13 protein-coding genes are annotated in these 14,986 nt (G+C 76.2%); 9 read left to right on the top strand and 4 right to left on the bottom strand.

Translation table 11 applies throughout. From position 1 onward, the window contains the following. Positions 1–55: 55 nt before the first annotated feature. The 3 genes from ABT048_RS20140 to ABT048_RS20130 all read right to left on the bottom strand — a co-directional run bounded on the left by ABT048_RS20140 (position 56) and on the right by ABT048_RS20130 (position 2,862). Complete coding sequence (locus ABT048_RS20140) at positions 56–937, bottom strand: S1 family peptidase (protein WP_350522782.1); 882 nt, start codon at positions 935–937, stop codon at positions 56–58. Positions 938–1,472: 535 nt separating this feature from the next. Further along, positions 1,473–2,093 (bottom strand): GNAT family N-acetyltransferase, encoded by a 621-nt coding sequence (locus ABT048_RS20135; RefSeq protein WP_350522781.1) that lies wholly within the window; start codon positions 2,091–2,093, stop codon positions 1,473–1,475. Between the two features lie 25 nt (positions 2,094–2,118). Then, on the bottom strand, positions 2,119–2,862 hold the full coding sequence (locus ABT048_RS20130) for a hypothetical protein (protein WP_350522780.1): 744 nt from the start codon (positions 2,860–2,862) through the stop codon (positions 2,119–2,121). 345 nt (positions 2,863–3,207) lie between these two features. On the opposite strand from ABT048_RS20130, the gene ABT048_RS20125 reads away from it, so the two are divergent. The 8 genes from ABT048_RS20125 (at position 3,208) to ABT048_RS20090 (ending at position 14,029) form a co-directional block, all read left to right on the top strand. Further along, complete coding sequence (locus ABT048_RS20125) at positions 3,208–3,654, top strand: STAS domain-containing protein (RefSeq protein WP_350522779.1); 447 nt, start codon at positions 3,208–3,210, stop codon at positions 3,652–3,654. A gap of 11 nt (positions 3,655–3,665) precedes the next feature. Further along, positions 3,666–4,133, top strand: coding sequence for an ATP-binding protein (locus tag ABT048_RS20120; protein ID WP_350522778.1), 468 nt, complete (start codon positions 3,666–3,668; stop codon positions 4,131–4,133). 228 nt (positions 4,134–4,361) lie between these two features. After that, positions 4,362–4,733, top strand: a complete 372-nt coding sequence (locus ABT048_RS20115; protein ID WP_350522777.1) for an STAS domain-containing protein — start codon at positions 4,362–4,364, stop codon at positions 4,731–4,733. Positions 4,734–4,971: 238 nt separating this feature from the next. After that, positions 4,972–9,162: a HAMP domain-containing protein gene (locus tag ABT048_RS20110; RefSeq protein WP_350522776.1), complete on the top strand. Its 4,191-nt coding sequence runs from the start codon at positions 4,972–4,974 to the stop codon at positions 9,160–9,162. 22 nt (positions 9,163–9,184) lie between these two features. Further along, the gene (locus ABT048_RS20105) at positions 9,185–11,497 is read left to right on the top strand and encodes a SpoIIE family protein phosphatase (RefSeq protein WP_350522775.1); all 2,313 of its coding nucleotides are present in this window, start codon (positions 9,185–9,187) and stop codon (positions 11,495–11,497) included. A 188-nt stretch (positions 11,498–11,685) separates the two neighbouring features. Next, a complete protein-coding gene (locus ABT048_RS20100) occupies positions 11,686–12,294 on the top strand; it encodes a hypothetical protein (protein ID WP_350522774.1) in 609 nt (202 codons plus the stop codon). A gap of 39 nt (positions 12,295–12,333) precedes the next feature. Continuing rightward, positions 12,334–12,747, top strand: a complete 414-nt coding sequence (locus ABT048_RS20095) for an ATP-binding protein (protein ID WP_350522773.1) — start codon at positions 12,334–12,336, stop codon at positions 12,745–12,747. Positions 12,748–12,871: 124 nt separating this feature from the next. Next, positions 12,872–14,029 (top strand): baeRF2 domain-containing protein, encoded by a 1,158-nt coding sequence (locus ABT048_RS20090; protein ID WP_350522772.1) that lies wholly within the window; start codon positions 12,872–12,874, stop codon positions 14,027–14,029. 41 nt (positions 14,030–14,070) lie between these two features. On the opposite strand, the gene tsaA is transcribed toward ABT048_RS20090, so the two are convergent. Continuing rightward, the gene (gene tsaA, locus ABT048_RS20085; RefSeq protein WP_350522771.1) at positions 14,071–14,517 is read right to left on the bottom strand and encodes a tRNA (N6-threonylcarbamoyladenosine(37)-N6)-methyltransferase TrmO; all 447 of its coding nucleotides are present in this window, start codon (positions 14,515–14,517) and stop codon (positions 14,071–14,073) included. Positions 14,518–14,617: 100 nt separating this feature from the next. Between tsaA and ABT048_RS20080 the strand changes: the two genes are divergently transcribed. After that, positions 14,618–14,977: a hypothetical protein gene (locus tag ABT048_RS20080; protein ID WP_350522770.1), complete on the top strand. Its 360-nt coding sequence runs from the start codon at positions 14,618–14,620 to the stop codon at positions 14,975–14,977. The last annotated feature ends 9 nt before the right edge of the window (positions 14,978–14,986 follow it).

The raw sequence follows: 14,986 nt of genomic DNA, 5'->3' as shown, positions 1-14,986 counted from the left end.
CCCGCTGCGCGGATGCAGCGGGCCGACGGCCGGGCCCGGAGGGCCGGGGCGGGGGTCAGTACACGTGCACCCCGTACGCGGCCAGCGCCGCGTTCGCCGGCTGGAAGAAGGTCGTCCCGCCCACGGTGCAGTTGCCACTGCCGCCGGAGGTGAGGCCGAGCGCCTTGGCGCCGTCGAAGAGCGGGCCGCCCGAGTCGCCCGGCTCGGCGCAGACGTTGGTCTGGATCAGGCCGCGCACGATGCTGCCGTCGCTGTAGCGCACGGTGGCGTTGAGCCCGGTGACCCTTCCGCTGTGCGTGCCGGTGGTCGAGCCGGTGCGCTTGACCGCCTCGCCGACGACCGCGTTCGGCGCGGAGGTGAAGCCGCCGGGGTGGCTCAGGGCGGAGTTGTCGTAGCGGACCAGCGCGTAGTCGTGACCGGGGAAGACCGAGTTGACGGTCGGTCCGATCAGCGTGGTGTGGGAGGCGTTGGTGTACCACTGCGAGGCGACGTTCCCGCAGTGCCCGGCGGTGAGGAAGTAGTAGGTGCTGCCGCTCATCACGTTGAAGCCCAGCGAGCAGCGGTACTGGCCGCCGTAGATCGCGTCGCCGGCCGAGACCAGCGGGCGGAGGGTGCCGGGGACGCGGCGGACGGTGAGGACGGTGGCGTCGGCGCCGGCGGCCTGGGTGATCCGGTCGAGCGCTTCCGTGGACACGGTGCTGTCGGCGGTCACCACGACGCGTCCGGCGGCCTCGTCGACGTACCACGCGGTGCCGTTGACCTCGGCGTTCAGGACGGCGTCGCTGATGGCGGCGAGCTGTTCGGGTTGGGGGGTGGGGGCGGCCGCGGCGCTCGGCACGGCGACCGCGGTGGCGGTCAGCAGGCCGAGGGCGACGGCGATCAGGCGGGTGCGGCGTCGTGTGGTGCCGGGGCGGGGGGTCCCGCGCTTGGTCCTCACCGATCTCCTCCTGGGAGTGGGGCCCCTCCGGGGTCCGGGGGCCGTGAGGCGCGGTCAGACGGTGGGCGGACTCCGGCGTGCTGTCCGGAAGCACGACGGATGATCTGCCCCTGACAGGCGCTGACCGGAAGTATCAGGAAACGGACAGTTCGGTACAAGCTTCCTGGCCGGGTGTCGGCGGAGCCGCGCGCGGGCGGCCGAGCCTGCACGTCCGCCGTTCGGAGGTCCGGTGCCGCCTTCCGGTGAAGCCTTCCGGCGCCCTGGCCGGTCGTCAGGCCGGTGCCGGGCGGACCGATCCGGAGAAAGTGTTATCGGCGCGGCCCGCTGCGGTCTCCCAGGTACGGGAACGGACGCACGAAGCCGCGGGTGAGGGTCCGCGGCGGGGATGCGGAGTTCGACAAGGGGCGCTCCGCGCGGAGGCACGGCCTCCGCCGCGTCCGTTCCCGGCGCCGCCGGATCGTCCCGTCCGGCCGGGCGCACCCGGCGGTCCGTCCGTTCCCTCCCTGCGGCGGACCGCCGGGGTCACCCGCCGGGGTCACCGCCCGGCGTTCGCGGCGCCCCGCGGGCGGGAGAGCCGCCACACCTGCTCCTCGCCGCTCTCGGCAGGAGCGACCGCCTCGCAGGGGCGGCGCACGAGGACGGTGAAGCCGAGGCGGGCCGGGACGGCGCCGCTGGTGCGGTTCGCCGCGTCGTGCACGATGTCGACGTGCTCCACCCCGGGGAGGCGGAAGGCCTGCTCCACCAGGGCCGCCGCGGCCCGGGTGGCCAGCCCGCGCCCGGTCGCGGCGGGGTGCAGCCAGTAGCCGATCTCCCGGACGTCGGCCGGGGAGTCGTCGCGCCGGTACAGCCCGCACGCGCCGACGACGGCGCCGTCCAGCACGACCGCGTAGGCGAAGTCGGCGCCGCTCGCCCAGCGCTCCGCCCGCGTGGCCAGGTACTCGGCGGCCGTGGTGCGGCTGTGCCCGGCGACCCACGGCATCCACGGCCGCAGGTGTTCCAGCGACTCCTCGATGACGGCGGCGTACTCGTCCAGATCGGCCTCGCCGGCGAACCGGCGCAGCGTCAGCCCGCCGAGGTCGATGACCGGCTGCGGGGACTCCGGCGGCGCCGGCTCGGCCAGGGGCACCGGGGATTCCAGGGGTTGCAGGGGTTCCATGGAGCGAGGATGGTCCGTGCCCGGCTCAACGGGCAACCGGATTCTGCGGCGTCGGTGGCGTCGGCGGATACGGCGGCTGCAGGGGCTCCGGCGGGCGGCGGGTGCCGCGGGTGCGGGCGAGGTGGAGCGCGGCGCCGAGACCGGCCGCCGTGCCGGCGACGACGAGCAGGGCGGCGTCGGAGAAGCCCACCAGGAGGAGGTCGGCGCGGCCGCCGGTCGCGGCGGCGGTGAACTCGGGATCGACCAGGCCGCCCGGGTCCTCGGTGACGCCGACGTGCTCGCCCACGGCGTCCCCGGCGCCGCACTCCACCGAGCCGCCGCGCCCCGGGTCGTCCTCGTAGCGCACGGCGCACCGGTAGGTGGTCGTCTTGCCGTGGCTGACCCGCACCCCGGTGACCGTGCCCTGGTGGGCGACGCCGCGCATCCCGAGCACGGTGGCCTGCGCGGTGTGCATGCTCAGCAGCGGCACGCCGAGCACCGGGGCGAGCACCAGCGTCATCGCCGCGATCCGCAGCGGACCGGACCGGCAGAGGGCGAACAGGGTGTGGAGCAGGCCGATCAGTGCGGTGATGACCAGTACCAGCGAGGGCACCAGAAGCCACGGGCCGAAGGCGCCGAGTGCCCCGCCGAGCGGCAGCAGGACGGCGGCGGCCGGGATCCACAGGGCCGTCAGCAGCGGGCGCCGCGGCCACGGCGGGTCGTCCTTGCCCCGGACACGCCGGCCGCGGGAGCCACGGGGGCCGGCAGGAGGGGGCTCGCTCGGTGTCATGGGGAGAGATCCTGCCAGGCCGGCGGGGCGGCGGTGAACCCTTCTCGGGGCTCCGTCCCGGCTTCCGCGCCGTCCGGGCCGAGCCGGGCCGGGCCGGGACCCTGGACGGACGTGATGCCCCGTGACGCCCCGGGCCCGCGCCGCCCCGGCGCCGCGATTGCGCCGCCCGGGCCGGGGCAGACGCCGACTGTGGACGACCGACGGACGACGCCGCCCGCCGCCGTGGTTCCGGGGCGGCCGGGGCCGGGGACGGGGACGGGCACGGCGCTGCGCGCGGCGCGGTACGGTGCGCGCGATGATGGTCACGACGGTGCCACGCCGTTCCGAACGGACCGGGAGCGAGCCATGCCACGGCCATCCGAGGAACCCTGCGAGCCGACCGGGCACAACGAGTCCGGCGGTCTTCGCGTCGAGGTGCTGGACCGGGGCCCGGTGCGGATCGTCACCGCCGCCGGGGAACTGGACCACGACACGGCGGACGGGCTGCGCGCCGCACTCGCCCGGCCGTCGGTGCCCGGCGTCGAGCGGATCGTGGTCGACCTCGCGGACCTGCGCTTCTGCGACTCGACCGGGCTGAACGTCCTGCTCCGGGCACGCCTGGACGCGGAGGCGGCCGGGTTCCGGCTGGAAGTGGCCGGCCCGAGCCCCGTCGTGGCGCGACTGTTCGCGATCACCGGTGCCAACGGCGTGCTGCGGATCCACCCCGACCTCGGCACGGCGCTCGAAGCCTCCGGGCCGCCCGGTTCCGCCGGCGATGCCCCGTCCGGCCCTGCCTCGTCCGGCCCGGCCTGAGGGGGCGGGCCGTGGACCACCCCGGCACCGGCCGGCCGCCCGGCCCGGAGCAGACCAGGCGGCTGACGCTCGCGGGCAGCGCCGGCGCGGTGCAGCGCAGCCGGGAGTTCAGCCGGCAGGCGCTGCTGTCCTGGCACTGGCTGCCGACCGTCGACGAGGAGCGGCGGCTGGTCGTGGAGGACGTCCTGTTGATGGTCTCCGAGCTGGTCACCAACGCCTGTCTGCACGCGCCCGGCGGCCCGCGCGAGCTGCGGCTGCGGTGGGACGGCGCCCGGCTGCGGGTCGAGGTCGCGGACGCCAGCCCGGTGCTGCCGAGGCTGCGTCCGTACGCCGACCCGAGCCGGCCCGGCGGTCACGGCCTGCGGGTGGTGGACCGGCTCTCCCTGGCGTGGGGCTCGCAGCCCGAGGACGACGGGAAACTGGTCTGGCTGGAGGTGCCGGCCCCGCCGGCCGACTCCCGGGCCGACGGCCGGGACTGAGGGCGGGACCGAGGCCGGGACACGACGGCCGGGCCGACGGCCGGGACCGAGGCCGCGAGGACCGACTTCCGCCGGCTGCGTCGGCCCGCGCGTGCGTTTTTCTTCCTCCCGGGGCGTTTCCGGCCGCCCGTACGGGACAGCCGCGCTGTAGAGGGGCACCGGAGGGCGGGAAGAGCACCGGGCTCCCGTCGGCGCACGGCCCGGACGGAGCGAGAGGAGCCTGCGGCCATGACACAGCGCCCGCAGCAGTCCGCCGATCAGGCGGCCGAGCGGGCCGGGGGGCTCACCGTCGACGCCCGGCCGTGGGCCCGGGGCACCGTGCTCGCCCTGTACGGCGAGCTGGACCTCGACGCGGTCGCCGACCTGCGGACGGCCGTCGACCGGACCCTCGCCGGGCGCCCCGGCGTACTCGTGATCGACTGCGCCGGGCTGGAGTTCTGCGACTCCACCGGGCTCAACGCCCTGCTCCGGGCCCGGGCCCGGGCCGCCGTCGCGGGCAGCCGGACCGAACTGGCCCGGCCCCGGCCGCTGATCCTGCGCATGCTCGAACTCACCGGGGCCACCGATGCCTTCCCGATCCGCGAGACCGTGCCGGACTGACGCCGGACCTCGGCCCGCCGGACCGCCGCCGGACCTCGGCCCGCCCGACCGCCGCCGCCGGGCCCGCGGTGGCAGAGTGGGAGCAGGGCGGCGGACCGGCCGCCCGCGGCTCCGGGGTGCCCGGACGGTGCACCGGGCCGTGCGAGTGACGGATCCGCGCGGCCGATGGACCCGCGAGAGTGACGGATCCGCGCGAGTGACGGATCCGCGTGAGCGGTGAATCCGGACGGTGGGACGGATGGACGAGCACCCCGTACCCGGCGGCCCCGCGGCCGACTCGGCCGAGCAGGCGCTGCGCGGGCTGCTCGCCGGGCTGACGGCCGTGCGCGACGGGGACTTCCGCACCCGGCTCGCCCCCGGCCGGCCGGGGGTGCTCGGCGAGATCGCCGAGGTCTTCAACGGGATGGCCGACCAGCTGGCCCGGGTGACCTCCGAGGTGACCAGGGTGGCCCGGGAGGTCGGCACCGACGGGCGGCTCGGCGGCCAGGCGCAGGTGCCGGACGCGACCGGGACCTGGCTGGAGCTGACCGACTCGGTGAACGCGATGGCGGGCAATCTGACCTGGCAGGTGCGCAACATCGCCCAGGTGACCACGGCGGTGGCCCGCGGCGACCTCACCCAGAAGATCGAGGTCGACGCGCGCGGCGAGATCCTGGAGCTGAAGAACACCGTCAACACCATGGTGGACACGCTGTCCTCATTCGCCGCCGAGGTGACCAGGGTGGCCCGGGAGGTCGGCACCGAGGGCCGGCTCGGCGGCCAGGCGCAGGTGCCGGGCGTCGCGGGGACGTGGCGCGACCTGACCGACTCGGTGAACGCGATGGCGGGCAACCTGACCTGGCAGGTGCGCAACATCGCCCAGGTCGCGACGGCCGTGGCCGACGGCGACCTCACCCAGAAGATCTCGGTCGCCGCGCGCGGCGAGATCCTCGAACTCAAGACGACCATCAACACGATGGTCGACCAGCTGTCCTCGTTCGCCGCCGAGGTGACCAGGGTGGCCCGGGAGGTCGGCACCGAGGGCCGGCTCGGCGGCCAGGCGGACGTCCGGGACGTCTCCGGCACCTGGAAGGCGCTGACCGAGTCCGTCAACGTCATGGCCGACAACCTCACCGCCCAGGTCCGCGCCATCGCCTCGGTCACCACCGCCGTCGCCGAGGGCGACCTCACCCAGAAGATCCGGGTCGACGCGCGCGGGGAGATCCTGGACCTGAAGGAGACCATCAACACGATGGTCGACCAGCTGTCCTCGTTCGCCGACGAGGTGACCAGGGTGGCCCGCGAGGTTGGCACCGCCGGGAACCTGGGTGGCCAGGCCACCGTGCGGGGCGTCTCCGGCACCTGGAAGGACCTCACCGACAACGTCAACGTGATGGCCTCCAACCTGACCGGTCAGGTCCGCTCGATGTCCGAGGTGGCGACCGCCGTGGCGCGCGGCGACCTGTCCCGGAAGATCACCGTCGAGTCCAAGGGCGAGGTCGCGGCGCTCGCCGACGCGATCAACACCATGGTGGACACCCTGTCCGTGTTCGCCGACGAGGTCACCCGGGTGGCCCGCGAGGTCGGCACCGAGGGCACCCTGGGCGGGCAGGCCCGGGTGCCCAACGTCGCCGGGACGTGGAAGGACCTCACCGACAGCGTCAACTTCATGGCGCACAACCTGACCAGCCAGGTCCGCAACATCGCCTCGGTCACCACCGCCGTCGCCGAGGGCGACCTCACCCGCAAGATCGACGTGGACGCGCGCGGCGAGATCCTGGAGCTGAAGACCACCGTCAACACCATGGTCGACCAGCTCTCCGACTTCGCCGCCGAGGTGACCAGGGTGGCCCGGGAGGTCGGCAGCGAGGGCCGGCTCGGCGGCCAGGCCCGGGTGGAGGGCGTCTCCGGCACCTGGAAACGGCTCACCGAGAACGTCAACGAGCTGGCCGGGAACCTGACCCGGCAGGTCCGGGCGATCGCCGAGGTCACCGGCGCCGTCGCGTCCGGCGACCTGACCCGCTCGATCAGCGTGGACGCCTCCGGCGAGGTCGCCGACCTCAAGGACAACATCAACGCCATGGTCGGCTCGCTGCGCGAGACCACCCTCGCCAACCAGGAACAGGACTGGCTGACGAGCAACCTGGCCCGTTTCTCCGCCGCCATCCAGGCCCGCCGGGACATCCGCTCCGTCGCCGAGATGATCACCGACGAGCTGACCCCGCTGGTCGGCGCCCAGTACGGCGCGTTCTTCCTCGCCGAGGAGGGCGGGGCCGGCCCCGAACTGGTGCTGATCAGCGCCTACGGCCGCCCGGCCGGGGAGGAGCGACGGCTGCGGATGGGGGAGTCCCTGGTCGGCCAGGCCGCCCGCAGCCGGCGCACCGTCGTGCTGGACGACCTGCCGCCCGGCTACGCCGCCGTCACCTCGGGCACGGGCGCCGGTGACACCCGCTCGGTGGTCGTGCTGCCGATCGCGCTGGAGGAATGGCTCATCGGCGTCATGGAGTTCGCGTCCGTCCACCCCTTCACCCAGGTCCACCGGGACTTCCTGGACCAGTTCGCCGAGGCCTGCGGCGTCAACATCGGCACCCTGCTCGCCAACGCCCGCACCGACGAACTGCTCGGCGAGTCCCAGCGTCTCACCGCGGAACTCCAGGCCCGGTCCGAGGAGTTGCAGGACGGGCAGGAAGAACTGCGGCGCTCCAACGCCGAGTTGGAGGAGAAGGCCGCCCTGCTGGCCCAGCGCAACCGGGACATCGAGGCGAAGAACCTGGAGATCGAGCAGGCCCGCCAGGAACTGGAGGAACGCGCCAGGGAGTTGACCCGGGCCTCGCTGTACAAGTCCGAGTTCCTGGCCAACATGAGCCACGAGCTGCGCACCCCGCTCAACAGCCTGCTCATCCTCGCCCAGCTGCTCGCCGAGAACGCGGGCGGCAACCTCACCAGCAAACAGGTCGAGTACGCGGGCGTGATCCACTCGGCCGGCACCGACCTGCTCCAGCTCATCAACGACATCCTCGACCTGTCCAAGGTGGAGGCCGGGAAGATGGAGCTGACGCCCGAACCCTTCGCGCTGCGCGAACTGCTGGAGTACGTCGAGTCCGGCTTCCGGCCGCTCGCCGACCAGAAGGGCCTCAGCTTCGAGGTGACCGTCGACCGGTCCGTACCGGAGCGGGTCGTCACCGACCAGGCCCGGCTGCGCCAGGTGCTGCGCAACCTGCTCTCCAACGCCGTCAAGTTCACCGACGAGGGCCGGGTCGAACTGCGGATCGAACACGTCGTGGGGGCGGACCTGCCGCCCGAACTCGGCCGGACCAGGGAGGCGGTGGCCTTCCACGTCGAGGACACCGGGATCGGCATCGAACCGGCCCACCTCGACACCATCTTCGGCGCCTTCCAGCAGGCCGACGGCTCCACCGCGCGGCGCTACGGCGGCACCGGCCTCGGGCTGTCCATCAGCCGGGAACTCGCCCGGCTGCTCGGCGGCACCATCACCGTCCGGTCCACCGCCGGGCAGGGCAGCCGCTTCACCCTCTACCTGCCGCTCGCCGGCCCCGCGCGGCGGCCCGGCGACGACCCGCGGACCGCACCGCGCGTCCTGGTGGTCGAGCCAGACCCGCCGGCCCTGCTCTCCCAGCTCGCCCGCTCCGCCGCGGCCGAACCGGGCGGGACGGCGCAGCACGCGCGGGTGGACGGCGCCGGGGACGAGACGGCGCTGCGGGCGGCCCTGGCGGACGGGCCCTATCGGTGCGTCCTGCTCGACCTCGCCCGCTCCGGGGACCTCGCGCCCGCCCTCGCCGCCACCGTGGCGGCGGGCACGCCCGTGCTCGGGTACGGGGGCGACGGCGACACGCCCGCGGGCGTGGAGCGCGCCTCGGGGCTGGACGACCTCCGGGAGCGGGTGATCGGACTGCTCGGGCCCGGCGGCGACGGCGGCGAGGACGGAGCAGAGGGCCGCGGTGACGGCGGCGGTGCGGGCCGGCGGGCCGGGGAGGCACCCGGATCGGCGGCCGCGTCCGGCCCGGCGCCCGTCCCCACGTCCGGCCCGGCATCCGTGCCCGAGGACGACCCGCTCGCCGGGCGGACCGTCCTGATCGTCGACGACGACATCCGCAACGTCTTCGCGCTCACCGCCGCCCTGGAACAGCACGGGCTGATCGTCCGGCACGCCGACGACGGCCGCGCCGGGCTCGACCTGCTGCGCGCCCACCCCGAGACCGACCTCGTCCTGATGGACGTCATGATGCCCGGCCTGGACGGTTACGCCGCCATCGAGGCGATCCGCGCCGACCCCCGCTTCGACCGGCTGCCGGTCGTCACCGTCACGGCCAAGGCGATGCCCGGCGACCGGGACCGCAGCCTGGCGGCGGGCGCCGACGACCACGTCACCAAGCCGGTGGACACCGCCCGGCTGTTCGACCGGATGCGGGACTGGCTGGACGCGTCATGACCACCAGCCGACCGGACCCGTCATGACCACCGGGCCGGAGCCCACGGACCCCACCGCCCGGGCCCTGGCCGAGGCGGTCCGGCGGCTCCAGGGGACCGCCGTGCGCATCCACGCCGAGGCCCGGGCCAGGACCGCCGTCGACCTCGCCACCGGCATCCTGGCCGAACGGCTCGGCCTGCCGTGCGCCGAGGCCGCCGTGCACCTCGCCCGGCTGGCCCGGGACGCCGGAGTGCCGGCCGTCGCGCTGGCGGCGGACATCGCGGGACTGCCGGAGCCGGACAGAGCGGACTTCGGCGCCCTCGGAGCGGGGCCGCCCGACACCGGCGCCCCGGCCACCGGACTGCCCGACACCGGGCCGCCCGTCGCCCCCGCGCTCGCCGCCACCGCCGACCTGCAGCGCGCCGTCGAGGCCGTGCTGGACCAGACCGGAGCGGCCCTCGGCGCCCGCGCCGCGGCCGTCTGGCTGCGGCTGCCCGGCGGCGCGCTCGCCCTCGCCGCGCACGCCGGGCTGTCCGCCGACGAGGCCACCGCCTGGGACCGGGTGCCGCCCGGCGTGCCCACCCCCGCGCAGCGGGTCGTCGCCGACGGCGCGGAGCTGTGGCCGGGCGAGCCGGGCACCGACGCGCCCTCGGTGGGCACCGGCTCCGCCCGGGCCGTCCTCCCGCTGCTCGACCGGGGCCGCCGCCGGGGCGCACTGGAGCTGGTGTGGCCCGGGCCGGCCCCGGACCTGGGCCGGCCCGAGCGCCGCCGGCTGTGCGCGCTCGCCGACCTCTGCGCGACCCTGCTCGGCCCGCCCCGCGCACCCGTGACACCCGAGGAGACCGACGTCCTCCTGGACGGGCTGCTCACCCCGGCCGTGCTGCTGGAGCCCGTCGTCCGGGACGGCCGGGCCGTCGACTTCACCATCCGGCGGGTCAACGCCCGGTTCCGCGACCCGCTCGGCCGCCCCCGGGACACGCTGGAGGGCGCCTCGCTGCTGGAGACCTACCCGGTCGCCGTCGCCGCAGGCCTGCTCGAACGCCTGGTCAGGGCCCACGAGACGGGCACTCCGCAGGCGGCCGAGCAGGTCCGGCTCGCCTTCCGGGCCACCGGGGCCGCCACCCCCGAGGCCGTCCCCACCGCCGTCCTGCTCGCCGTCGCCCCGCTCGGCGACCGGCTCCTGGCGAGCTGGCAGCTCGACGACGCAGGGGCCGCGGAGGACGAGCGGACCGCGCTGCTGCGCCAGGCCCAGCGGCTCGCCCGGGTGGCCGGGTTCGAGGAACGGCCGGGCGAGGGCCGGATCCGCTGGAGCGAGGGCCTGCACGAGCTCTACGGGCTGCCGCCGGACGCGGACCCCGTGCCGCTGGCCCGGCTCGCCGGGCACGCCCACCCGGACGACGGGCCCGCGATCCGACGCCTGCTGGACACCGTCCGGCACCGCCACCGCACCGCCTCGGCGGTCGTCCGCCTCGACCGGCCGGACGGCACCCACCGCTTCACCCGGGTCATCGCCGAGCCCGTCCTGGACGACCTCGGGCAGCTGACCGCGGTCCGCGGCGCCTACCACGACGTGTCCGCCCAGCACTGGACGGAGGTCGCGCTCGGCGCCACCCGGGAGCGGCTCGCCGACAGCGAGCAGGAGTCCGCCGAACGCGAGCAGTTGGCGCTCCGGCTCCAGCAGGCGATCCTGCCCGCCGCGCCGCCCCCGCTCGGCGTCACCGGGGTGCACGCCGCCGTCCGCTACCGCCCCGCCGCCCAGCGCGACCGGGTCGGCGGGGACTGGTACGACGTGCTGCCGCTGCCCGACAAGCGGGTGCTGCTCGCGGTCGGCGACGTCGCCGGGCACGGCGTCGGGGCCGCCACCGGGATGGTCGCACTGCGCCACGCCCTGCGCGGCCTCGCGGTGACCGGCGCCGGCCCGGCCCGGCTGCTGGAGTGGGCCAACACCGTCGCCCTGCGCGAACCCGGGCAGGTCACCGCGACCGCCGTCTGCGTGCTGCTCGACCCGGGCGGCGGCGAACTGCGCTGGGCCCGGGCCGGTCACCTGCCGCCGATCCGGCTCGGCGCGGCCGGCGCCCAGGTGCTGCCGCTGCCCCACGGGGTGCTGCTCGGCGCGCTGGACGACGCGGAGTACGAGGAGCGCACCGCCCGGCTCGACCCCGGGGACGTCCTGCTGCTCTACACCGACGGCCTGGTCGAGCGCCGGGACCGGCCGGTCGAGGAGTCGGTCGAGCAGCTGATCCGCGCGGCCGGCGCCCCCGGCCCGGACCTAGAGCAGTACCTGGACCGGCTGCTCGAACTCAGCCCCGCGGACACCGACGACGACACCTGCCTGATCGCCGTCCAGACCGAGTAGCGGAACCGTCCGGTGGGAACCGAGTAGCCGGACCGTCCGGTCGGACGGGATCGCCCGGTGCGACGGAACCGTCCGGTGCGACGGGACCGGGCCGCGGCCGTTACGGGCCGCGGCCGTTACGGACCGCGCGACCCGGGTAGGCGCGACCCGTCGGGGGAGGAGAACGGCACGGAAAGGACGGATCCCCCATGTTGCTGCTGGGACTCCTGCTGATGGCGGCGTCCGGCGCGTTCGTCGGGCTGCTGATCGCGGACAACCTCTCCGGCGGGCCCGAATACCAGGTGACGATCCTCGGCACCGACCTCGTACGGCTGAACACCCTGGGCGTCTTCCTCGCCGGTGTGGCCCTCGCGCTGCTCTTCTGCCTCGGCCTCGCCCTGATGTGGTCGTCCCGGCGGCGGACCGCGCGCCCGGTCGGCGCGGCACGGTCGGCGCGGCACCGGGCGGGCTACCGGGAGGCCGAACCCGTGGAGCCGGTACGGCGGTCCGCACCGGCGGAGCGCGCCGCGCCGGGCTACGAGCCGGGCTACGAACGACCCGTTGACGACACACCCGCCCAGGACGGCAGGGCCACCGACCCGCCGGTCTCCACCGCACCGGTCTCCACCGCACCGGTCTCCACTGCGCCGGTCACCGACGCGCCGGGCAGCGGCGTTCGGGGCAGCGACGTTCGGGGCAGCGGGGCTCGGGGCAGCGACGAGGAGGTCGCGCCCCCGGAGGAGCAGGCCGCCGAACAGGGCGGCCGGGAGGAACCGGCACGATCGGGAGGCTGGATGCGGCACCTGTTCGGACCCTGAGCACCGTCCGTCCCACCGGTACGGAGGAGGAGTGATCGCATGTCGGGGGTCCGGGCGCCGTCCGTCCTCCGGGCCGCGAAGGCGGTCCGGCTGCCGCTCGCGGAGCGGCCCGGAGCGGCGGCCGAAGCACGCGCCGTCACCGCCCGCTTCCTGGCCGACGTGACCGACCGGGAACTGGTCCGCGACGCCGTGCTGCTGGTCTCCGAACTGGTCGGCAACGCCCAGCGGCACACCGCCGGCCCCGGCGCGCTGCTGCTCGTCCGGGGCGACGGGGCGCTGCGGATCGAGGTCAGCGACCCGAGCCGCCGCGCGCCGGTGCCCCGGGCGCCGTACACCGACAACGGATCGGGCGGCCTCGGACTGCACCTGGTGGAGCGGCTCAGCCTACGCTGGGGCTGGCGGCCCCTGGGACCGGGCAAGACGGTCTGGTGCGAGCTGCGGGTGCCGCCGTAGCGTGTCCGACCACCGCGGACGGGTAGGTGCCCGGATGAGCCGCCACGGCACGGCGACCGCGACTCCCGCCCGCGAACAAGCTCACCCTCGGGGGCAACAAGCCCATCGACCACGGGAGGCCACCATGGACCTCGCGTTCCTCACCCCGCTGCTCGACCGACCCGGCCCCTGGGCCACCGTCTACCTCGACACCGACCGCGCCACCGAGGACGCCGCCCGGCGCCGGGCACTGATCGACCGCGCCGCCGTCAGCCGGCTGGCCGACGCCGGCACCGACGAACGCACCTGCGCGGCCGTCCGCGACCACCTGGCCGCCGAGCCCACCGCGGGCTCCCCGCCCGGACGGGCGCTGTTCGCGGCGGACGGCGAGGTGGCCCTGGACGTCCCGCTCGCCGCCTCCCCGCCCGACGTCACCGCCACCTGGGCCCCGCTCCCGCACACCGGCCCGTTGGTCGGCCTCCTCGACGACGCCGTACCCGCCTGCCTGGTCGCCGCCGTCGACCGCACCGGCGCCGCGCTGGAACGCTACCGACTCGGCCGCGGCACACCGGCCGGCACGGTCGAGGCCCCGCAGTGGCAGGGCCGGGGGCACCGCGCCCCGCCCGCCGACCGCCACGAGTGGCACTACCGGCACCGCGTCGAGGACACCTGGGACCGCACCGCCGGGATCATCGCCGACCACCTCGCCCGCACCTGGCCGCAGAGCGGCGCCCACCTGCTCGTCCTCACCGGCGACATCCGCGAACGCCGGGCCGTGGCCGCGAAGCTGCCCGGGCACCTGCAGTCCCTGACCGTCGAACTGGACGGCGGCGGCCGGGCCGACGGAAGTGCCCGCGAGTCCTTCGACCGGCGCCTCGCCGCAGCCTGGAACGACCACCGCGCCCGGCACCTGACCGAGGTGCTGGACACCTTCCGCACAGCCCTCGGCCGCCCCGGCGAGCACGGCACCGACGGCGCCGGCACCGAGACCGCGCCCGGACCGGCCGCCCAGGGCATCCCCGCGGTGATCAGCGCGGCCCGGCAGCACCAACTCGCCGCGCTGCTCCTCCAGTCGAGCGGCCACGACCCGGACCGCCCGGTGTGGACCGGCCCCGAGCCCGAGCACATCGGCGTCCACCGCGCCGAACTGCGCGGCATGGGCGTCGCCCACCCGGCACAGGCCCCCGCCGCCGACGCCCTGCTGCGCGCCGGCGCGGCCTGCGACGCCGAGGCCCTGCTCGTCCCGGACGCCCTCGCCGGCCCGCCCGGCGGCCTCGGCGCGGTCCTGCGCTGGCCCGCCTGAGTCACGCACCGACTCCCCGGGGCCGCCGGTCCGCCGGCCCGCTACCGCTCGGAGCTGCCCGGCAGGACCGGCTTCACGTCCAGCACCGGGGTGCCGTCGATCGCCTCCAGGTCACTGACCCGCAGGCGCGGGCCCTCCACGGCCAGGACGGTGACCCGGTGCAGGCCGATCGGGTTCGGCCGGTCCGGCGAGCGGGTGGCGAACACCCCGGTCTCCGGCCGGTCGCGCTCGCCGCGCGGGTGCACGGCCAGCACCTCCCGGTCGGCCCGGTCCAGCCAGGTCAGCAGCAGCACGTCCTGCCCGACCGCGAGGTCCCGCAGCGCCCGCTCCACCGACGCGTCGAACACCACCCACGCGTCCGGCCCGCCCTCGTCCCCCTGCCGGGGCGCCTGCGCCCGCTCCACCAGCGGCGACTCCACCCGCCCGATCGCCCGCACCTCGAAGCTCCGCCCGCGCCCGCCCCGCCCCTGGGAACCCTGACCCGTCATCGCGCCCTCCGCATACCCGACACTCCGTCAGCAGGCACCGTACCGGGCCCGATCGCCCGCACGTCCGACCGTCCACCCCGGGCCCCGCCGAGCCGCCGCCGTGCTGCCACCGGGCCACTTCCTCCTGGAGAGGATCGGCGCGTTCGACGTCCCCGAGGAACTCGACGAGCGGGCGCAGGCCGTCACGGAGCACCTGCGGGCGGCCCTGGGGGCGATGGGCGGCATCGGCAGCGGCCACGGCGCCGGTCTGTCCCGCCGGTTCGTCCGCGGCGAGACGGTGAGCGCCTTCCTCACGCTCGTACGCTTCGGCCCCCGGACCGGTCGTGGTCGGCCGCAGGAGTTCTGGGCGGCGCTGGTGACCGCCGGGGAGCTCCTCGACCCGGCGGACGGCGACGGGCGCGGGACCGTCGCGGAGGCGCTCGACACCTGCCGGGCCCGCCTGGCGCAGTGCGCCCGCTGAGTGCGTCCG

Origin of the sequence: Kitasatospora sp. NPDC096140 (assembly GCF_040303045.1) — a bacterium.
GTDB lineage: Bacteria > Actinomycetota > Actinomycetes > Streptomycetales > Streptomycetaceae > Kitasatospora.
The sequence above is the reverse complement of the archived record's forward strand: the minus strand, read 5'-3'. Positions and strand labels throughout refer to the sequence as shown.